The following is a 20,325-nucleotide window of genomic DNA, read 5'->3' as shown; positions in this document are numbered from 1 at the left end:
GCACGGGCGGGACCGGGCACGCCGGGTGAGCTCTCGGGGCCGGTCGGGGACATGGCCCGGACTCTTACGCCACCGTGCTCAGCGACAGCGCGAAGCGGCTCCTCTCGTCGGTCCACCAGTGCGTCAGTTCCAGTCCGGCGGCGGCCAGTTCGGACCGTACGCCGTCCTCCCGGAACTTGGCCGAGATCTCCGTACGGAGCTCCTCGCCCGCGACGAAGTCGACCGCCAGGTCGAGCGCGTGGATCTTCACCGTCTGATCGGCGGTGGAGCGGAGCCGCATCTCGATCCACTCGCGTTCGGCGTCCCAGGCGGCGACGTGCTCGAAGGCGTCCGGGTCGAAGTCGCCCGCCAGCTCGCGGTTGATCACCGACAGGACGTTCTTGTTGAACGCCGCCGTCACGCCCGTCCGGTCGTCGTACGCGGAGACGAGCACCGACTCCTCCTTGACCAGGTCCGTGCCCAGGAGCAGCGCGTCGCCGGGCTGCAGGAGGGCGTGCACGGAGGAGAGGAACGCGGCGCGCTCGGCGGGCAGCAGATTGCCGACCGTGCCGCCGAGGAACGCGACCAGGCGCGGGCCCGGCGTGCCGGGCAGTGCGAGGCCGCGGGTGAAGTCGGCGATCAGGGCGTGCACGTCGAGCGCGGGCCGCTCGGCGACCAGGGTGTTCGCGGCGCCGGTCAGCGCGCTCTCGCTGACGTCCACGGGGACGTAGGTGTGCAGGTCAGGCAGGGCGTCGATCAGGTGGCGGGTCTTCTCCGAAGAGCCCGAACCCAGCTCGATCAGCGTGCGGGCGCCCGTGACCTCGGCGATCCGCGCGGCACGGGCCACCAGGATCTCGCGCTCGGCGCGGGTGGGGTAGTACTCGGGCAGGGTGGTGATCTCGTCGAAGAGGGCGCTGCCGCGCGCGTCGTAGAACCACTTGGGCGGCAGCGACTTCGGGGTTCGGGTGAGGCCGTGCAGGACGTCCGCGCGCAGCGCGGCGTCCGTGGCGTCCTCGGGCAGGGTGCGGGTCAGCAGGAACGGGCTCACGCAGGGGGCTCCTTGAGCGGGGTCAGCAGTACGTCGGTGCGGTCGGCGGCGAGCAGCGTGCGGTCGGGCACCTCGCGCCAGTGGGGGGTGTCGTCGTAGGGCTCGGAGGCCACGACGGTGCGGCGGCCGGGCTCCGCGAGGTACCAGAGGGTGTCGCCCCAGGCCGTCGCGGTGATCGTGTCGCCGTCGGTGAGCAGCAGGTTGAGGCGCGATCCGGGGGCGGCCTCGGCGACCTCGAGGACGGTGTCCGCGAGGGCCTGGCCCGCCTCGTCGCCGCGCAGCAGCCGGTGCCGGACGAGCGCCCACACCAGCGCGGAGTCGCAGCGCGCCTCCATGGAGAGCAGCTCGGCGGGCGGCAGGCCGTGGGCGAGCGGGGCGAGGGAGCCGGGCCAGCCGGTGACCGCGCCGTTGTGACTGAACAGCCACGGCCCGGTGGCGAACGGGGCCGCCGCGGCCTCCCCGTCCGCGCCCGCCACGGTCGCGTCGCGCACGGCGGCGAGGAGCGCCCCGGAGCGCACGACCCTGGCGAGATCGGCGAACGACTGATCGCCCCAGATCGGCCCGGTGCGACGGTAGCGCGCGGGTTCCGGGTCGCCGTCGGCGTACCAGCCCACTCCGAAACCGTCGGCGTTGACCGTGCCGTGCCGCTGCATCCGGGGCGCCCACGACTGACGGAACAGGCTGTGCGCGGGCGTCACGAGGAGGGCGCCGAGCGCCTCCGGCGGCCCGACGCAAGCGAGGTGTCGGCACATCAGGCGGTCTCCGGGTCCGCGGTCTCCGTGGGCCCGGCGTCCCGCGCCGTGCGGAACCCGGAGAAGATCTGCCGCCGCACCGGATGGTCCCAGTTGCGGAACGTGCCGCGGCAGGCCACCGCGTCGACGGAGAAGGCGCCGCCGCGCAGCACCTTGTAGTCGCCGCCGAAGAAGACGTCCGAATACTCGCGGTAGGGGAAGGCGGAGAAGCCCGGGTAGGGCAGGAACTCGCCGGCGGTCCACTCCCAGACGTCGCCGATCAACTGCCGTACGCCGAGCGGCGATTCACCCGCCGCGTAGCTTCCGGCGGACGCGGGACGCAGGTGCCGCTGGCCGAGGTTGGCCCGCTCCGGAGTGGGGTCCGCGTCGCCCCACGGATAGCGCATTGACCGGTCGGTGACCGGGTCGTGCCGGGCGGCCTTCTCCCACTCCACCTCGCTGGGCAGGCGCCGTCCCGCCCAGCGCGCGTACGCGTCGGCCTCGTACCAGCTGACGTGCAGCACCGGCTCGTCGGCGGGCACCGGTTCCACCGTTCCGAAGCGCCGCCGCAGCCACTGGCCGCCCTCGCGGCGCCAGAACAGCGGCGCCCGCAGCCCGTTCTCCCGGACCATCGCCCAGCCGGCCGGGTCCCACCAGCGCATCTGGTCGTAGCCGCCGTCGTCGATGAAACGCTGGTACGCGGCGTTCGTCACCGGAGTCGTGTCGATGAAGAACGGCGGGACCAGGCGGCGGTGCGCCGGACGTTCGTTGTCGAGGGCCCACGGTTCGGTGGACGTCCCCATCGTGAACGGGCCGCCGGGGACCAGGACTTCGGCGGGACCGTCGAAGGGCTCGCCGGACGGCGGGTCGGGGGCGGTGAGGGCGGTGGGGCCCGTCCGCAGCTGATGGGTGATCAGCATGGTCTCGTCGTGCTGCTGTTCGTGCTGCGCGATCATTCCGAACGCGAAGCCCGCGTCGGTGAGCGGCGTACCGCGCAGCGGCGTCTTCTCCAGGACGTCGAGCGCGCGGCCCCGCACCTCGGCCGCGTAGCCCCGGGCCTCGGCGGGCGCCAGCAGCGGGAGCCTGGGCCGCTCGGCGCGGGGATGCTCGAACGCGTCGTACAGCGAATCGATCTCCGGGCGCATCGCGTCGCGGCCCGCGACCGCGCGCAGCAGCCACTGCTCCTCCTGGTTCCCTATGTGCGCGAGGTCCCAGACCAGCGGTGACATCAACGGCGAGTGCTGTGCGACCAGTTCGGACTCCTCCACGCAGGTGGTGAGGAGGGTGGTGCGGTCCCGGGCGGTCAGGAGCGCGGCCAGCGCGCGCTCCCGGAGGGCTTCGGGGTCGGCGGTGGAGCCTGTCATCGGCGGGAGTCCTTCCCAGGCGTGTCGTGGGGGTGGCGGGCGTCGCGCAGGCCGTCGAGCAGGTCGTCGGCGGGGCAGCGGCCCCGTGCGACGTACCGGTCGGCGAAGGCCGCGACGGCGTTCCGCACGGACGTGGCCGCGCCGAGGCGGGGCAGCGCGTCCATGGCGGCGGCGAAGCAGGCGACGGCTGCCTCGCGCAGTTCGGGGTCGGCCGGGCCGTGCCGCGCCGCGTCGAGCCAGAGCGGGTTGTGCGGTGCGGCGGGGGAGTCCGGCGGTCCGTACCGCTCGGCCAGCGGTTTGACGGCGCGGTAGGCGGTCTCGGCCGCCTCCGGATCGTCGAACAGCGCGCTCGTCACGGCCAGCGGCACGATCCAGCCGTCGTCCCCCGGCTGCGCGTCGACCATCCGCAGCTCCAGGTGACCGCGCGGGCGCACCGGCGGGAACAGCGTGGTCAGGTGGTAGGCGAGGTCCTCGCGGTTGGGTCTGCGCGGTGCGCCGGCCCGGGCCCACTCCCGGAAGCTCAGCCCTTCCGGGACGCTCCAGGGGCCGTCGCCCGGCTCTCTCTTGACGCACATGACGGGCGCGTCGAGGGCGTGCCGGGTCCAGACCTCGCGAGGCTCCCCGTCGAGCGGCGGGGCTCCGGATCTGCCGGGCTCGATGCCCGCCCACACGGCCTGCCGGGTCGAGCGCCAGCCGGTCGGACGGCCGTCCTGCAACGGCGAGTTGGCGAACACGGCGACCAGGACGGGGCCGAGCAGGTGCGCGAGCCGCCAGCGCCGCGCGTAGCCGAGCGGGCCCGGCTCCTCGTAACCGGCGTCGAGGCAGATCTGCACGGAGGCCGTCGAGCACATCATGCGGCGCCCGGCCGGTCCGCCGCGGTCGAGGCAGGCCTCCAGGGCGTCGTAGCGGGGTTCGCGCAGGATCCGTGCCGGTGGCCGCCACGGGTCGGCGCCGTATCCGCTGAGGGTGAGGTGGTGGGAACGTAACGCGTCGCGTACGACGCCGAGGTCGGCCTCCATGGCCGATATGCACTCCGTCAGCGAGGTGGCGGGAAGCGAGCTGAGCTCCAGCTGGCCGCCGGGTTCGACGGTGACGGACGACTGCAGGGGCAGGGCCCGCAGTGCGGTGTAGGCCGCTTCGAGGCGGGCGGTGGGTACGGGCAGGTGGGGTCGGCCTGGCTCGTGGACGAGCCATTCCAGTTCGACACCGATGACACGGGGCGGTCCGGTCTTGAAGCAGATGCCGCGGACCAGCGCCTCCACCTCGGCCTCCGACACCGTGTCCCGCACCCTTGTGGGGCGCGTGGTGCGGTGTTTCCTACAGTCTCCCTCAGGCATGCGGGGATCCTTCCATCCGGTATTGCTCGTCACACCCAAAACCCTTGAGGGCCTCCGCACAAGAGTGCCCCTCAGGCCGTTCTCGTACCGGGAATTTCGGTTGCGCCGTCCGGCGCCCATGGAGGCACCGGCCAGGCGGGTCCGCGACCACCGCTCAACGCCAGCCGTAACGCTCCCTCAGACGGAGCACGACCAGGTTGAACCGCATCCGGTCGAGCGCGCACGCCTCGCGCCGCATCCCGCGCTCGTGCACCCGCAGCACCCGGTCGATGTCCACCCAGGAGTCGCGTCCCCCGCGGTCCCAGGGCCCGCTCCCGATGGGCACCCACTCGCGGTCGTGGTCGTGCCGCTTGCTGGACAGCTGCACGGCGAGCAGCGTGCCGGACGCCTCCCGGGCGACCACGAGCACCGGCCGGTCCTTGCCCCGCCCGTCGTTCTCCTCGTAGGGCACCCAGGTCCAGACGATCTCACCGGGGTCGGGATCGCCGTCGCGGTTCGGCGCGTACTGCGTGTGCACCCGGCCCACCTCGCGCGGCTCGGCCTCGGTGGTCGCGGTGGCGCCGGAGCGGCCCGGCGACGCGGACATGTGCGGGTCTTCGATGGAAGCAGTCACATGGATCACCGTAGAACGTGTCCGTGCCGGTCCGCGGAGCGGCACGGGCGGACGTCCGCGGACCCGGCCGCGCGCTACGGCGTCGCGGCCGCGTCGGGCACCGGCGCCGGCCACTGCTCGTACCACCGCTGGTCCGCCTCCAACTGCGCGGCCAGGGAGATCAGGAGCGGCTCGCTGCCCGCGGGGCCGAGCAGCTGGGCGCCGACGGGCAGACCGCCCGGGGCGCGGCCCGCGGGCACGTTGACGCCCGGCCAGCCGAGTACGTTCCACGGCCAGGCGTAGGGACACGCCGCGATCATCGCCCGGTCGGTCCGCCAGCCGCTCAGCGTGGCGAGCGCGCCGACGCGCGGCGGGGGAGCGGCGGTCGTCGGCGCGATCACCACGTCGTACGTCGTGAAGACGGCGCCCACCCGGCTGTGCAGCGTCGCCTCCGCACGGCGTGCGAGCCGCAGCGGGGTGCGCCCCAACAGCCGCCCCATGCGGGCCGCTTCCCGCGTACGCCGGTCCAGGAGCGAGGAGTCCGGCACCCGGTCGCTCCACTCGGCGATGCCCGCCGTGGCACGCGGTACGAACGCGAGCCCGATCCGGCCGTAGCGGGGGTCGGCCTCGGCTACGTCGTGCCCGAGCGCGGTGAGCCGGTCCGCGAGCGCCACCACCCGGTCCCTGACCACCGGGTGGAGCTGCTTGGGCGTCGCCGTGAACGGCATCCGCAGCGACAGGGCGATCCGCAGCCGCCCCGGATCGCGGGTCGCGGCCTCGGCGGCCCGGATGGGCGAGGGCCGGTGCAGGTCGCCCTCGTGGCTGCCGCTCGCCGCGTCCAGGAGCAGCGCGGCGTCCGCGACCGTCCGGGCGAGCGGCCCGTTGACGGTGATGCCCTGGAAGGCCTCGGGCCACGGCCACGTCGATATCCGGCCGCGCTGCGGCTTGATGCCGACCAGATGGGTCCAGGCCGCCGGTATCCGCACCGAGCCCGCGCCGTCCGAGCCGAGGGCCGCGGGCACCAGACCCGCGGCGACCGCGGCCGCCGAGCCGCCCGACGAACCGCCGGGCGTGTGGCCGGTGTTCCACGGATTGCGGGTGTCGCCGAAGCCGGGCCCCTCGGTGAACGGCCACTGCCCCAGCTCACACGTGTTGGTCTTGCCGACGATCACCGCCCCGGCGGCCCGCAGCCTGCGCACCGCCTCGGAGTCCGCCGTCCTCGGCGGGAAGTCGCCCCGGCAGCCGAACGCGGTCGGCTCACCCGCCACGTCCATGTCGTCCTTCACGGCCAGCGGCACCCCGAGCAGCGGCCGTCCCGAGGACGCGCCGCCCGCCGCCAGCTCCCGGTCGGCCGCGTCCGCCTCGGCGAGCGCGGCCCGCGCCCGCACCAGCTTGAACGCGTTGAGCACCGGCTGCGACGCCTCGATCCTGGCCAGCGTCCGCTCGGTCAGTGCCCGCGCGGACACCTCTCCATCGGCCAGCGCCCGGGCGGTGCGCGCCAGGCCTTCGGCACGGTCGGCAGTCATGGGGGGACACCTTCGCTCGACGACGGGTGCCCGAACGTTAACCGGCGAGTAGGGCAACGCGGAACGCGGGAAGGGAAGTTCACGCACCCGCGACCGGCCCACGGGCCGAGCGCGCTCCACCGCCCGGCCGGTGCGGCAGCGGCGGCATCTGCGAGGATGACGGGGCCATGGCGCAGATACCGAAGCAGCAGTCCACACAGCGCTCCGTGCCGACGAGCGCCGACGTCGCGCGTCTGGCGGGGGTCTCCCGCGCGACCGTCTCGTACGTCCTCAACAACACCAGCGCCGTCCGCATCAGCGAACCCACGCGCCGCCGCGTCCACGAAGCGGCGAGGGAGCTCGGCTACGTCCCCCACGCCGCCGCCCGCAGCCTGCGCGCCGGACACAGCCGCATGGTCCTGATGCCCACCGCGGAAATCCCGGTCGGCCCGCTCTTCAGCCAGTTCTTCAACGAATTGCAGTGGGCGCTCGGCCGTCTCGACTACACCGTCGTGCAGTACGCCAGCCTCGGCCTGACCGGCGAGGACGCCGCCCGCGCCTGGGCCGAACTGCGCCCCGTGGCCGTGCTGGCCCCCGACGCCTCCGCGGTCGGCCCGCGCGGCGTCACCGTCCTGAAGCGGTCCGGCGCCAAGGCCGTCTTCACCCTGGGACCGCACCGGGTGGAGGGCGCGCACGCCCTCCTGATGGACGGACGCAGGGTCGGCGAGGCCGCCGCCCTGCACTTCCTGGCCCGCGGGCGGCGCAGGATCGGCGTCGTCGTCCCCGAGGAACCGGGCCTGGAACACTTCTCGCGCCCCCGGCTCGAAGGGGTCCGCCAGGCCGTCGAGAGCACCCGCACCACCGGCGCGTCGGTCACCGAACTGCCCCTCGCGTACGACGAGGAGTCAGCGGCCCGGCTCGTGGCCCGCTGGCCCGACCTGGGCCTCGACGCCGTCTTCGCGTACAACGACGAATACGCCATGCTCCTGATGCGCGCCCTGCAGGACGAAGGGATCGCCGTCCCGGAGGGGACCGCCCTCATCGGCTCGGACGACCTGATGCTGGGCCGGCTCCTCAGGCCCCGGCTCAGCACCGTCCGCATCCAACTGCCCTCGGGCCGCGGACTGGCCGAACTCGTCGACCGTGTGGTGCGCGACCCGGGCGCCGAACCCGAGGTGCACGACGTGCTCGGAGCGGACGTCGTGCACCGCGAGTCCAGCTGACCGCTACGGCCCGGAGTACCGCTTACTCGCCCTGCTGCTGGGCCTGCTCCTCGGCGACCTGGCGGCGGACCTCGTCCATGTCCAGGTTCCTGGCCTGGCCGATGACATCGGTGAGCGCGGCCTCGGGCAGCGCGCCCGGCTGGGCGAACACCGCGACCTGGTCACGGACGATCATCAGGGTCGGGATCGACTGGATGTTGAAGGCCTGCGCGAGCTCGGGCTGCGCCTCCGTGTCGACCTTGGCGAAAACCAGGTCGGGATTGGCCTCGGCGGCCTTCTCGTACACCGGGGCGAACTGCTTGCACGGCCCGCACCACTCGGCCCAGAAGTCGATCAGGACGAATCCGTTGTCCGTGACCGTCTGGTCGAAGTTGTCCTTGGTGAGCTCCAGGGTGGCGCTGCTCATGGTGTGTCCTACTTCCTGCTGTCGGGCGTAGCCGCTGTGCACAACGGCCGATGGTGCGGACGTATTCCGCCTGTCGTACGCGCGGAAGGTGCCGCATGTGCACCGGCGCATTACGCGCGCGTACCCGTGTGGCCACGGCGCACACCTGCCGACAGACTGTCCTCATGACGGATGCCATCACATACGACGTAGTAGTCATCGGAGCAGGTCCAGTGGGGGAGAACGTGGCCGACCGGGCCCGGGCGGCCGGGCTCAGCGCCGCGATCGTGGAGAGCGAGCTCGTCGGGGGCGAGTGCTCCTACTGGGCCTGCATGCCCAGCAAGGCCCTGCTGCGCCCCGTCATCGCCCGCGCGGACGCCCGCCGCGTCCCCGGCCTGCGCCAGTCCGTGCAGGGACCGCTCGACGCCCCCGCCGTCCTCGCGCACCGCGACGACTACACGTCGCACTGGAAGGACGACGGCCAGGTCGGCTGGCTGGAGGGCGTCGGCGTCGACCTGTACCGGGGCCACGGCCGCCTCGCGGGCCCCCGCGAGGTCACGGTCACCGGCACGGACGGCACCGCGCACACGCTGCGGGCCCGCCACGCCGTGGCCGTCTGCACCGGCACCCGCGCCGCCCTGCCCGACCTGCCGGGCCTCGCCGACGTCAAGCCGTGGACCAGCCGCGAGGCCACCGGCGCCGACCACGTGCCCGGCCGCCTCCTGGTCGTCGGCGGCGGCGTCGTCGCCGTGGAGATGGCCACCGCCTGGCAGGCCCTCGGCTCAGCCGTCACGGTGCTGGTCCGGGGCGGGGGCCTGCTGCCCCGCATGGAGCCGTTCGCGGGCGAGCTGGTCCAGGAGGCCCTCACCGAGGCGGGCGCCGAGGTCCGCTCCGGCGTCTCCGTCACCGCGGTGCGCCGCGAGAACGGCACCGTCACGGCGACCCTGGACGACGGATCGACCCTCCAGGCCGACGAGATCCTCTTCGCCACGGGCCGCGCCCCGCGCACGGACGACATCGGTCTGGAGACCGTCGGCCTGGAACCCGGCTCCTGGCTGTCGGTCGACGAGAGCCTGCGCGTCGAGGGCAGCGACTGGCTGTACGCGGTCGGCGACGCGAACCACCGCGCGCTCCTCACCCACCAGGGCAAGTACCAGGCCCGTATCGCCGGTGCCGCCATCGCCGCCCGCGCGCAGAAGATCCCGCTCCTGGAGAGCGACCGGTGGGGGGCGCACGCCGCCACGGCCGACCACGACGCCGTCCCGCAGGTCGTCTTCACCGACCCCGAAGCGGCCTCCGCGGGCCTGACCCTCGCCGAGGCGGAGGCCGCGGGCCACCGCGTCCGCGCCGTCGACTACGACATGTCGGGCGTCGCGGGCGCGGGCCTCTACGCCGACGGCTACCGCGGCCGCGCCCGCATGGTCGTCGACCTGGACCGCGAGATCCTCCTCGGCGTCACCTTCGTCGGTCCCGGCGTCGGCGAACTCATCCACTCGGCGACGATGGCGGTCGCGGGCGAGATCCCCATCGACCGCCTGTGGCACGCCGTCCCGGCCTACCCGACGATCAGCGAGGTGTGGCTGCGGCTCCTGGAGACGTACCGGGGCTGAGCCGTCCTGCGGTGGCCGTCGTCGGGTGTTCCTTCCGACGACGGCCGCTCACACGTCAGCCGCCCCGATAGACGTCCTCGACATAACGGCCCGCGGTGACCAGCTCCCGCCACCACACCTCGGCCGCCGCGCTCCCGCCGCCCGCGCACTTCGCGCGCAGCCGCTGGAACGCCTCCCGGACGCCCGGGGCCATCCGCGCGCCGTCGCCGCAGACGTAGACCCGCGCCCCCGCCTCCAGCAGGCCCCAGACCTCCTCGGCCTCCGCCTCGATCCGGTGCTGCACGAAGCGGAGCCCGCCCTCGGGCGCGCCGGAGTACGTCGGGCGCATCGACACCGCGCCCGCGCGCTCCGCGTCCGTCAGCTCCGCGCGGTGCAGGTAGTCGACGTCGGGGTGGTCGCAGCCGAAGTAGCAGAGCGCCGGAGCGAGCCGGCCGCCGTCGCGCAGCACCCGCAGGCGGTCGGCGATCGCCCCGCGGAACGGCGCGAGACCCGTGCCCGCGCCGACCATGATGAGCGGGGTCTGCGACGCGGCATCGATACGGAAGTCGTCCCGGCAGGGTTGCACGCGCGCGTGGAGGGTGTCGCCGGGCCGCAGACGGTGCAGGTACGACGATCCGGCGCCGCGGAAGGTACCGCGGCCCGAGCGGTCGGGGGCCGAGAGGAGCGAGACCATCAGGTCGGCGTGGTCCGGCGAGACCGCGGGCGACGAGGAGATCGAGTAGTGGCGCGGGCGGACCGGCGCGAACAGTTCGAGCAGTACGGGCCAGGCGAGCCTGCCGCACAGCGCCGGATGGTCCTCGATCAGGTCGAGGAGGCTGCCCTTTCGCTCCGTCAGCGCCGCCCGGTCGCCCGCCAGTCGCTCCAGCGCGGCCCGTTCCGGCGGGCACGGGTTGTGCTCGGCGAGCAGGGCGGTCTGCGCGGCGGTCGGGGAGCCACCCAACTCGACGTACCGGCCGAGGAGTTCACGGACGGCGACGGGGCGGTCCAGCGGCAGGGTGGACCGGCCGGGCCGACGGGCCCGGATGCTGAGGACCGTGTCCAGGGCGACACCGAGGACCGCCGCCGCGCGCTCGACCGACGCGGGGTCGTTGACCGGCAGGACGGAGAGGTGGTCGGCGGTGCGGTACGACACGCCGTCCGGCAGCGCCACGCGCAGGAACCGCTTCGGGCGGCCGAGCGGATGGGCGAGGTCGGCGAGATCGGCGGTCTCCGTGACGGTCATCGGCACCGTGCCGTGCCGGGCGTCCAGCGCGTCCAGCGGCCCGCCGCAGACCTCCACGACGTCGTAGCCGCCGGCCTCGGGCGCACCGCCGGTCTCCCCGACGCTCTCCGGGTCGCCGTACTGCCGCAGCAGGGTCCGGCGCAGAGCCGAGGTGAAGCGGTCCACCGCGCCGGTGAGGTCCCCGGAGGCGTCGGCCTCGGCGCGCTCCAGGAGGCGGGTGGCGCCCGCTCCGGCGAGTCCTTCGTCGACGAGGGTGGGCACCCGCTGGTAGGTCGCCGGCCAGTTGCGGTCCCCGACGCCGAGGACCGCGTACCGCACGCCGTCGGCCGAGCCCGGCGCGGCCCGGTCCAGCCAGGAGACGAAGGCGCCCGCGTCGTCGGTGGGCCGTCCGTTGTAGGACGCGGCGACGATCACGACGGGGGAGTCGGCGGGCAGGGCGCCGGCCGCCTCGTCGAGCGGTGCGACACGCACCTCGAAGCCCAACCCGGCGGCGAGCTCCCCGAGTTGTGCGGCGTACTCGCGGCACGTCCCGAAGTTGGAACCGTGCAGCAGCGTCAGGGCGGTGCCCGCCACCGCCCGCGTGGGCAGCCCGTCCGACGCTCCCGTGGCGGCTCCCCCCGCCGCGCCGTCGGAGCCGGACGCGCCGCCGAGTGCGGACAGTCCGGCGACCGCGGCCCGGCTGCGCGCGCGGTCCGCCGCGGTGCGCGGGGCCAGCGTCATGGTGAAGCCCTCGGGCTTGAGGGTGAGGGTCTCCTTGACCTTCAGGCGGTAGCCGGCCCGGTCGACGAAACGGTAGCGGTGCACCAGCATGCCGAGCAGCATGGTGGCCTCGTGCAGGGCGAACTGCCGCCCGATACAGGCACGTTCACCGGTTCCGAAGGGCTTGTACGCGTGCGGGGAGCGGGCCGCCTCGGTCTCCGGGGCGAAGCGCTCGGGGTCGAACTCCTCGACGTTGTCGCCCCAGACCGGGTCGCGGTGCAGCATCGGCGTGAGCACCACCACGTTCTGGCCCGCCTTGACCGGGTGGCGCCCACCGAGGGTCGTGTCGGCGCGGGCCCTGCGCTGGAAGGCGGGGGCGGTCGGCCACAGCCGCAGCGCTTCGTTGAGCACCTGGCGTACGTAACGCAGCCTGCCCACGTCCTCGTACGTCGGCTCGGGGTCCGGCTCGTCGCCCCACAGCGCGTCGACCTCGGCCTGCGCGAGGTGCAGGACCGCGGGGTTGCGCACCAGGTGGTGCAGGGCGAAGGAGAGCGTGCCCGAGGTCGTCTCGTGCCCGGCGATGAGGAAGGTGATGACCTGATTGCGGATGTTCGCCTCGTCCAGGGCCTCGCCGCTTTCGGGGTGCGGGGAGTTGAGCATCAGGCCGAGCAGATCGTCGGTGCCGGTTTCGCCCGACGCCTTGCGGGTCTCGATCACCTCGTCGACGACCTCGGCGAGAAAGGCGGCGTCGGTCTCGAAGGCCGCGTCCTGCGCGCCGTACTCCCCGGCGGGGTCCCGGGCCAGCTTCGCCTGGCTGTGCGCCAGGCCCCGGACGAGCGCCCGCACGAAGGGGTGGGGTTCGGCGCGGCCGAAGGACTCGAAGTCGTAGCCGAACCCGGCCAGGCCGATGGTGTCCAGCGTCATCCTGGTCATGTCCTCCGACACGTCCACCGGCGCGGACTCGGCCGCGCCCGGCGTGAACCGGCCGTCCCAGGAGGCGATGAGGCGCCGGGCCACGCGCAGCATGTGCGGGTGGTACGTACGCATCGAGTTCATGGCGAAGGCGGGGAGCAGGATGTCGTGCGCCTTGGCCCAGTTGGGTTCGTCGTCGTACGCCGTGAACAGGCCGTCCCCCGCGATGCCGCGGACGTTCTCCAGGGCGGGACCGATGCCCTTGGAGAACCTGCTTTCGTCGGCGAGCTCCGCGACCAGCTCCAGGGAGCTGACCCAGACGGTCTCGCGACCGTGGTACCTGCGGACGTAGAAGGGGCCGTGCCGCCGCGCGAGCTCCACGGACTGCTGGATCGGAGTGGCGGTCGGTCCGGCCGCCGTCACATCGACGGTGGGCAGGACGAGGTCCGGGTGGTCCCGGAGACCGCAGACCTCGACGGTGTGTTCTTCGCTCATCGGCCAGTGCCTCTTCCCGTGGACGCAGGGGAGTTGAGCGCCCAGGAGTGGGGCGCCGTCCCTACCGTGGCCCGCCCCGGCCCGCGATCCTCGGCGAGAACTACATAATCTTGTAGGGGTCTTTTCGGCCCCGGCGCTTGCGCACGGAACACCGAAGTGCGTGGCGGCGGGGGCGCGGGCCGGACGTGTCGTGACGCGGGTGGGGAGTGATGTAGGTGAGTGATCCGGGCGCACCCGACAGCCGCTCCGGCGACGGGGCGAGCAGCAAGGAGAAGGTCGCCGACGCGGCCGTCTGGCGCGGGCGTTTCCTCAGCCTGCTCGACCGTTCCCCCACGCCGACCGCCATCGCGGGCGCGGACGGCCTCGTCTCCGTCGCCAACCCCGCGTTCGCCGCGGCCCTGGGCTTGCAGCCGGGGCGCGTGGCCAACCGGCTGCTGCTCGAACTGCTCACCCCCACCAACAGCCGCCAGCTCCGCAAGCTGGACGAGGCCATGCGCTCCGGCCGCAGATCCCGCTACCCCGTCGAGGCGACCTGGAGGGCGGGCGGCACGGCACGGCACGGACAGGTGACCGTCGAACCGGTCACCGACCCGCTGGAGGAGACCCCGCCCCTGCTGGTGACGCTCCGCGTGGCCGAGGAACGGAAGGAGCCCGCCGCGGACTCCGCCCCTGCCGACCCGAACGGGGCAGGGGCGGAGCTCGCCCACCCCGCGCTGAGCGCGCAGGAGGCCCGCATCCTGCGCCTGGTGGCCGGCGGCGCGACGACATCGGTCGTGGCGCGCACGGTCGGCATCGGCGCCGACGGCGTCAACTACCACCTGACACGGCTCTGCCGCCGTCTCCAGGCACCGAACCGGACGGCCCTCGTGGCCCGGGCCTACGTCCTCGGACTCCTGGACCCGCTCGCGTGGCCGCCGAAGGTCTCGGCCCCCGCCACGCGCCGCACGGGCCCGCCGTAGACGGCGCCCGACCGGTCACGTTCCTTGATCGGCGCGCCAAGTACCCTTGCGCCGTGATGATGCGAGAGACCGCGGACGTGAGTGTCGACGCGATGATCGAGGACCTCAGGACGCTCGTCGAGGTCGAGTCGCCCTCGCGCGACGTCACCGCCCTGACGGCTTCGGCACAGGCTGTCGCCGCCGTCATCGAGAACCGTCTGGGCGGGCAGGCCCTGCTCATCGGGAGCGAAGCCGGGCCGCACGTCCACTGGTCGGCCGGCGGGGACCCCAGGGTGCTGATCCTCGGCCACCACGACACGGTCTTTCCGCTCGGCACCCTGGAACGCCGCCCGTTCCAGGTCGAGGGCGGGCACGCGACCGGCCCCGGGGTCTTCGACATGCTGGGCGGTCTCGTCCAGGCGATTCACGGACTGGCGGCGCTGGAGGACCGGTCCGGAGTGGAGATCCTGGTGACCGCCGACGAAGAGGTCGGCTCCCACTCCTCCCGCGCGCTCATCGAGGAGCGCGCCCTCGACTGCGGCGCCGTCCTGGTGTTCGAGGGCGCTGCCGACGGCGGCGGGCTGAAGACCGGCCGCAAGGGATGCGGCACGTTCGAGGTCTCCGTCCGGGGCCGCGCCTCGCACGCGGGCCTCGAACCCGAGGCGGGCGTCAACGCCCTGGTCGAAGCGGCACACCAGGTCCTGGACATCGCGGCCCTCGGCCGCCCCGGGATCGGCACGACCGTCACCCCGACCGTCGCCGGCGCGGGCACGCTCGACAACGTCGTTCCCGCCGAGGCGACCGTCGTCGTCGACGTACGGGTCGAGACCGCCGAGGAGAAGGACCGGATCGAGGCCGCTTTCGCGGCCCTGACCCCGCACCTGGCGGAGGCCCGGGTCACGGTCCGGGGCTCGGTCGGCCGTCCCCCGATGCCCGAGTCGGCGGCCGCCGGGCTGTTCGCGGTGGCGCAGCGGCTGATGCCCGGTGTGGCGGGCCGGGCGGTCGGCGGCGGAAGCGACGGCAACTTCACGGCCGCGCTCGGGGTGCCGACCCTGGACGGCCTCGGCGCGGTCGGCGGCGGCGCGCACGCGGATCACGAGTACGTGGTGGTCGATGCCATGGCCGGCCGGGCCGGCCTCGTCGCCGGACTCGTGCGCGCGATCCGCGACGGCGAGCACCTGTCCTGAGGGCCGACGACGTGCGCCCACGGCGGGAGCCGACGACGCGGTGACCGGCGGCGACGGTTAGCGTAGGCCCATGGGAGCTCAACGGCCCGGGGCGGTGGACGAACCCACGGACCCCGACATCGATCTGTCCGTGGCCGCGCAGCGCCGCGAAGCGGCGCGGGACCGCCGGGGCCAGGGGCAGATCCTCGCGGCGGTCTCCGTCGGCGGCGGCCTCGGCGCCGTGGCCCGGTACGCGGCGTCGACGATCTGGCCGGGCGCCACCGGCGGGTTCCCCTGGACGACCCTCGTGGTGAACGCCGTGGGGTGCGCGTCGATCGGCGTCCTCATGGTGCTCGTGAGCGAGGTGCGGACGGCGCACCCGCTGGTGCGGCCGTTCCTCGGCACGGGAGTCCTCGGCGGCTTCACCACCTTCTCGACGTACGCGGTGGACATCGAGCGCCTGGTACGGGACGGCCGCGCCCGCACCGGCCTGGCCTATCTGGGCCTGACCCTGCTCGCGGCCGTCGCGGCGGTGTGGTGCGCGGCGTGGACGACGCGCCGCGTGGTGGCGTGGAGGCGCGCGTGAACTGGTTGCTCGTCGTCGCCGGCGGCATGATCGGCGCCCCGCTGCGCTATCTCACCGACCGTGCCGTGCAGCTCAGGCACCGGACCGTCTTTCCCTGGGGCACCTTCACCGTCAACGTGGTGGGCTGCCTGGTCCTCGGGGTGGTCACCGGCGCGGTCGTGGCGGGCGCGGCGGGCTCGCACACCCAACTGTTCCTCGGCACCGGCCTGTGCGGGGCACTGACGACCTACTCGACGTTCTCGTACGAGACCCTGCGGCTGGCCGAGCGCGGTGCCGGGTTCTACTCGGTGGCCAACGCGCTGGGAAGCGTCGTCGCGGGTCTGGGCGCGGCGTTCGCGGGGGTGGCCGTGGCCGAGGCCCTCTGGCCGTGAGGCGAGCCCCGCGGGGACGCGACGTCCCCGCGGGCCCCGCCCCGGGCCGCCTCACACCGGGGCGACGTCCCCGCTCAGCGCGGCGGCCATGCGCAGGTGCGGCCTCGCGTCGTCGGTGCGGCCCTGGCGCTCCAGGGTGCGCCCCAGCATGAGCCGGGCGTAGCTCTCCACCGGATCGAGTTCGAGAACTTCGCGCAACGCGGCCTCGGCGCGCAGCAGTTGGGCCGAGTGGTAGTAGGCGCGGGCAAGGAGCAGACGCGGGGCGACCTGCTCGGGCACCTCGTCGGCGAGGGCGTCGAGGATCCGCGCCGCCGTCACGTACTCCTTGGCGTCGAAGAACAGCCGCGCACGCTCCCAGCGCTCGGCCGCCGTCCCCTGGTCGTAATAGGTCATGTCCACTGTCTGCCTCCTTCGTGGCGTGTAACGAGGCCATGTAGTTGAAAATTCCACGATGGCCACGCGGCGCGTGTGAGGCCGCGAGATGCGTGGGAATCGTGAAGATCTCCCGCGTGATTCTCCGGATTCGGTCACTTGAGCGGAAAACTCTGAGGGCTCACTCGGCGCTTCGAACACGTCGGGCGCCGACCCACACGATGGGAGACCGATCAACGATGTTCACTCTGGTACGGAGCAGAGCGCGGACGGCAGCGCTCGCGCTCTCAACCGTCGCGGCCCTCGCCTTCGGTACGACCGCCGCGACCGGCGCGGTGGCGGCCCCCGAGCCCGCCCCCGCACCCACGAAACAGGGACCGACCTCGGTGGCGTACGTCGAGGTGAACAACAACAGCATGCGCAACGTCGGCAAGTACACCCTCGCCAACGGCGGCGGCAACGTCTTCGACGTCGCCGTGATCTTCGCGGCGAACATCAACTACGACACGAGCAAGAAGGCGGCGTACCTGCACTTCAACGAGAACGTGCAGCGCGTCCTCGACAACGCCGCCACGGAGATACGGCCGCTCCAGCAGAAGGGCATCAAGGTCGTCCTCTCGGTGCTCGGCAACCACCAGGGCGCGGGCTTCGCCAACTTCCCGTCCAGGCAGGCCGCTTCGGCGTTCGCCAAGCAGATGTCGGACACCGTGGCCAAGTACAACCTCGACGGCATCGACTTCGACGACGAGTACGCCGAGTACGGCAACAACGGCACAGGTCAGCCCAACGCCAGCTCGTTCGTGAACCTGGTGACGGCGCTGCGCGCGAACATGCCGAACAAGATCATCAGCCTCTACAACATCGGCCCGGCCGCGTCGCGCCTCTCCTACGGCGGCGTCAACATCTCGTCCAAGTTCGACTACGCCTGGAACCCGTACTACGGCTCCTGGCAGGTTCCCGGCATCGCCCTGCCGAAGTCGAAGCTGTCGCCCGCGGCCGTCGAGATCGGCGGGACCTCGCAGAGCACGGTCGCCAGTCTCGCCCGGCGCACCGTCAGTGAGGGGTACGGCGTCTATCTGACGTACAACCTCGACGGCGCCGATCGCAGCGCCGACGTCTCCGCGTTCACCAGGGAGCTGTACGGCAGCAACGCCGTCTACACGCCGTAGGGCGGCGGTGCGTGCCGCGTTCTGACAACGATGTCGGGGCGCGGCCGTACGTCGTGGTGACGTGACGGCACAGGGGGAGGGCCGCCTCGGAGGGGGTTTCCGGGGCGGCCCGACTCGTGGGGCCTACCTCAGCCCGCGGTCCAGCGCGTTGAACAGGACGTTGTTCGAGGTGTCTCCGGACATCTCCCAGATCATGCCGCCGAGCAGACCCTTGGACTTGATGTACTGGGTCTTCTTCTCGATGGACCAGACGTCGTCGAAGGACCACCACTGGCCGTTCGCCCCGGTGTAGCCGTACGTGGAGACGGACTGCTCGTCGTGGTGGACGGTCAGGTTCGGGAAGGCGGCGACGAGGTTGTCGTAGCCGCGAGTGCCCGCCTCCTCCTGGAACTGGCCGGGCGCGGCGCCGTTGGCGCTCTGCCACTCGCCGTGCACGCCACCGTCGGCGACCTGCTGCCAGCCGCGCCCGTAGAACGGGAAGCCGATGGTCAGCTTGCGCGGCTTGATGCCCTGATCGGTGTACACCTTCACGGCGTCGTCGATGCTGAAGTCGGTGGGGTAGGGACTCTGCGCGTCCTTGTACAGGTTGGCCTGGTGCCCCGTGCGGTTCGGTTCCCAGGAGTTGTCGCTGCCCGCGCCGTGGAAGTCGTAGCCCTGGACGTTGCCGAAGTCCAGGTATGTGAAGACCTCCTTGAGGTCCCAGCCGTCGTTGATCTTCTTGGCGTCGGCCGGAGTGAAGGCGGTGAGCAGCCGGTGGCTGCCGCCGAGCGCGTCGAGCTGCTTGCGGAACTCGGCGATCAGGGCCGTGTTGTTGGCCTTGTCGGCCGTGCTCCAGTGGTTGCCGGGGTGGCCGTCCGGCGAGCCCGGCCACTCCCAGTCCAGGTCGAAGCCGTCGAAGATGCCGGCGGCGACGCCGTCACCGCCCGCTCCGTTGTACGCGGGCAGATTGCCCTTGATGTACATGTCGACGCAGGACTTCACGAACTTCTTCCGCGCGTCGTCCGTCCTGGCGACGTCGGAGAAGTACTTGGAGTAGGTCCAGCCGCCGAGCGAGACGACCACCTTGAGGTTCGGGTGCTTGGCCTTGAGCTTCTTCAGCTGGTTGAAGTTGCCGCGCAGCTTGCCCCAGCCGTCGTCGGCGACGCCGTCCACGGACTGCCCGGCGGGGAAGGCCCGGCCGTAGTCGGCCTCGGCGTCCCCGGCTCCGTCGCCCTGGTTGGGGTCCTGGGGGTTCTGCGTGGTGCCCTTGGTGACGCCGTTGAGGCAGGTGAGGTTCTTCGGATCGATGTTGGCGAAGGCGTAGTTGACGACGTCGAGCTTGCCCGCGGCGCCGGACGTCTCCAGGTCCCGCACGAAGTACTGGCGGCCGTAGATGCCCCACTGCACGAAGTAGCCGACCTTGGCGTAGCCGCCCTGGCCCACGGGCTCCTTGGTGGTGACCGACAGGGCGTTGCTCGCGGGCGACGCGTTGTCGGCGGCGTCCCTTGCCTTGACGGTGAAGGAGTACTCCGTGTCGGGCGTCAGTCCGGTCACGGTGCTGGTGAGCGTGTCGGCGGGCAGGCTCTCGACGAGGGTCGTGCCGCGGTAGACGTCGTACGCGGCGACGCGCTGGTTGTCGGTGGCCGCGTCCCAGGCGAGCTTCACGGTGCTCGAAGTGACCTCGCCCGCCCGGAGGTTGCGGGGCGCGGTGGGCGGCACGGTGTCGGTCGCCGGGTCCACGGTGGTCGCCGTGACCGGGGCACTGGCCTCGCCGGTGTTGCCGCGCGAGTCCTTGGCCCGGACGCTGAACTGGTAGGCGGTCGCGGGTTCCAGGCCGCGCACGGTGGCCTGGGTGGTGGCACTGGCGGCGACCACGGTGGTGCCGCGCAGCACCTCGTACGAGGCGACGGGGAAGTCGCCCTGCGCGGCCGCCGTCCACTTCAGGCCGACCGTGCGGGCGGTGGCGTCGGCGACGCTCAGGCCGGTGGGGGCCTTCGGGGGCACGGCTGCGGTGCCGTCGCACTTGTCGCCGTTGATGAGGCAGCCGGTGGGAGCCTTGAGCTGGCCGCTGCCGCGGAAGCTGTAGCTGTACGGCTCGGTGTCCCGGCCCGCCGGGACGCGGGCGTTGTAGTACGCGGGCGTCACGACTACGTGCCTGCCCTTGACCTCGGCGGTGCCGTGGGTGTGGTCGCTGATGGTGACGCCGTCGGGCAGGTCGAACTCCAGGGACCAGGTGTCGACGGCGGTGTCGCCGCTGTTCTTCACGACGAACTTGCCGGTCCAGGACGAGCCGCTGCCCTCGCTGACGAAGGTGGCGGTGAGCTTGGCGGCCGCGATGGCGGGGGCCGCGAACGAGGTGAGTCCGGCCAGCGCCAGTGCGAACACGGCGAGGACGGCGATGAGGCGTCGGGGGCGGGCCAGGGCCTGGTGAGCTCTGGCTGGGGATCTGAGTGGGGACACGGCTCTCCTTGGGGGAGGTGAGGCGTCCGTCCGTGCCGGGCCTGCCGAGGCCGGGTGCCGGGGCTTGTCGGGAGGCTCTCCTTCGGTTCGCGTCCGGGTGTCCGCCACTGCCGACGTCGCGTCAGGCGTACGAGGCCAGGGGCGGATGCGGGAACGGGTCCGGTGGGGCGGGGGTCGGACGC

Annotated in this window: 17 protein-coding genes; 7 read left to right on the top strand and 10 right to left on the bottom strand. The window is 73.0% G+C overall.

The window, feature by feature from the left end:
- Window positions 1-64 precede the first annotated feature (64 nt).
- The 6 genes from egtD to ACZ69I_RS15075 form a co-directional block, all read right to left on the bottom strand.
- The gene (gene egtD, locus ACZ69I_RS15100) at window positions 65-1,027 is read right to left on the bottom strand and encodes an L-histidine N(alpha)-methyltransferase (RefSeq protein ID WP_470832502.1); all 963 of its coding nucleotides are present in this window, start codon (window positions 1,025-1,027) and stop codon (window positions 65-67) included.
- Window positions 1,024-1,779 carry an ergothioneine biosynthesis protein EgtC gene (gene egtC, locus ACZ69I_RS15095; protein ID WP_470832501.1) on the bottom strand — a complete coding sequence of 252 codons (756 nt, stop codon included), beginning with the start codon at window positions 1,777-1,779 and terminating at the stop codon, window positions 1,024-1,026. Before egtC ends, egtD begins: the two co-directional genes overlap by 4 nt.
- Window positions 1,779-3,122, bottom strand: a complete 1,344-nt coding sequence (gene egtB / locus ACZ69I_RS15090; protein WP_470832499.1) for an ergothioneine biosynthesis protein EgtB — start codon at window positions 3,120-3,122, stop codon at window positions 1,779-1,781. The genes egtC and egtB overlap by 1 nt, the downstream gene beginning before the upstream one ends.
- Window positions 3,119-4,459, bottom strand: a complete 1,341-nt coding sequence (gene egtA / locus ACZ69I_RS15085) for an ergothioneine biosynthesis glutamate--cysteine ligase EgtA (RefSeq protein ID WP_470832497.1) — start codon at window positions 4,457-4,459, stop codon at window positions 3,119-3,121. Before egtA ends, egtB begins: the two co-directional genes overlap by 4 nt.
- Window positions 4,460-4,613: 154 nt before the next feature.
- On the bottom strand, window positions 4,614-5,045 hold the full coding sequence (locus ACZ69I_RS15080) for a type II toxin-antitoxin system PemK/MazF family toxin (RefSeq protein WP_470832805.1): 432 nt from the start codon (window positions 5,043-5,045) through the stop codon (window positions 4,614-4,616).
- A gap of 101 nt (window positions 5,046-5,146) precedes the next feature.
- Complete coding sequence (locus ACZ69I_RS15075; protein WP_470832495.1) at window positions 5,147-6,577, bottom strand: amidase; 1,431 nt, start codon at window positions 6,575-6,577, stop codon at window positions 5,147-5,149.
- Between the two features lie 167 nt (window positions 6,578-6,744).
- Here ACZ69I_RS15075 and ACZ69I_RS15070 point away from each other — a divergent pair, with 167 nt between their 5' ends.
- Window positions 6,745-7,779: a LacI family DNA-binding transcriptional regulator gene (locus tag ACZ69I_RS15070; RefSeq protein ID WP_470832493.1), complete on the top strand. Its 1,035-nt coding sequence runs from the start codon at window positions 6,745-6,747 to the stop codon at window positions 7,777-7,779.
- 22 nt (window positions 7,780-7,801) lie between these two features.
- Here the strand turns inward: ACZ69I_RS15070 and trxA are convergent, their stop codons facing one another.
- On the bottom strand, window positions 7,802-8,185 hold the full coding sequence (gene trxA, locus ACZ69I_RS15065; protein ID WP_470832491.1) for a thioredoxin: 384 nt from the start codon (window positions 8,183-8,185) through the stop codon (window positions 7,802-7,804).
- Between the two features lie 164 nt (window positions 8,186-8,349).
- Between trxA and ACZ69I_RS15060 the strand changes: the two genes are divergently transcribed.
- Entirely contained in the window at window positions 8,350-9,774 is a 1,425-nt protein-coding gene (locus ACZ69I_RS15060; protein WP_470832489.1) for a dihydrolipoyl dehydrogenase family protein, read from the top strand.
- 55 nt (window positions 9,775-9,829) lie between these two features.
- On the opposite strand, the gene ACZ69I_RS15055 is transcribed toward ACZ69I_RS15060, so the two are convergent.
- Window positions 9,830-13,102: a bifunctional cytochrome P450/NADPH--P450 reductase gene (locus ACZ69I_RS15055; RefSeq protein WP_470832488.1), complete on the bottom strand. Its 3,273-nt coding sequence runs from the start codon at window positions 13,100-13,102 to the stop codon at window positions 9,830-9,832.
- A gap of 215 nt (window positions 13,103-13,317) precedes the next feature.
- Here ACZ69I_RS15055 and ACZ69I_RS15050 point away from each other — a divergent pair, with 215 nt between their 5' ends.
- From ACZ69I_RS15050 to crcB (ACZ69I_RS15035), 4 genes are all read left to right on the top strand, one after another.
- Complete coding sequence (locus ACZ69I_RS15050; RefSeq protein WP_470832486.1) at window positions 13,318-14,061, top strand: PAS domain-containing protein; 744 nt, start codon at window positions 13,318-13,320, stop codon at window positions 14,059-14,061.
- 56 nt (window positions 14,062-14,117) lie between these two features.
- A complete protein-coding gene (locus tag ACZ69I_RS15045; protein ID WP_470832804.1) occupies window positions 14,118-15,227 on the top strand; it encodes a M20 family metallopeptidase in 1,110 nt (369 codons plus the stop codon).
- 70 nt (window positions 15,228-15,297) lie between these two features.
- On the top strand, window positions 15,298-15,792 hold the full coding sequence (gene crcB, locus ACZ69I_RS15040; RefSeq protein ID WP_470832484.1) for a fluoride efflux transporter CrcB: 495 nt from the start codon (window positions 15,298-15,300) through the stop codon (window positions 15,790-15,792).
- The gene (gene crcB / locus ACZ69I_RS15035; RefSeq protein WP_470832482.1) at window positions 15,789-16,163 is read left to right on the top strand and encodes a fluoride efflux transporter CrcB; all 375 of its coding nucleotides are present in this window, start codon (window positions 15,789-15,791) and stop codon (window positions 16,161-16,163) included. Before crcB (ACZ69I_RS15040) ends, crcB (ACZ69I_RS15035) begins: the two co-directional genes overlap by 4 nt.
- 51 nt (window positions 16,164-16,214) lie before the next feature.
- Here the strand turns inward: crcB (ACZ69I_RS15035) and ACZ69I_RS15030 are convergent, their stop codons facing one another.
- Complete coding sequence (locus ACZ69I_RS15030) at window positions 16,215-16,556, bottom strand: tetratricopeptide repeat protein (RefSeq protein WP_470832480.1); 342 nt, start codon at window positions 16,554-16,556, stop codon at window positions 16,215-16,217.
- Window positions 16,557-16,774: 218 nt separating this feature from the next.
- Here ACZ69I_RS15030 and ACZ69I_RS15025 point away from each other — a divergent pair, with 218 nt between their 5' ends.
- Window positions 16,775-17,704 carry an endo-beta-N-acetylglucosaminidase H gene (locus tag ACZ69I_RS15025; protein ID WP_470832479.1) on the top strand — a complete coding sequence of 310 codons (930 nt, stop codon included), beginning with the start codon at window positions 16,775-16,777 and terminating at the stop codon, window positions 17,702-17,704.
- Window positions 17,705-17,827: 123 nt separating this feature from the next.
- Here ACZ69I_RS15025 and ACZ69I_RS15020 read toward each other — a convergent pair whose 3' ends face one another.
- Entirely contained in the window at window positions 17,828-20,143 is a 2,316-nt protein-coding gene (locus tag ACZ69I_RS15020; RefSeq protein WP_470832477.1) for a glycosyl hydrolase family 18 protein, read from the bottom strand.
- Between the last annotated feature and the right edge of the window lie 182 nt (window positions 20,144-20,325).

It is taken from the genome of Streptomyces sp. NPDC036815, from assembly GCF_055609205.1.
Note: the sequence above shows the minus strand (reverse complement) of the source record. Positions and strands in the feature narration are given on the sequence as shown.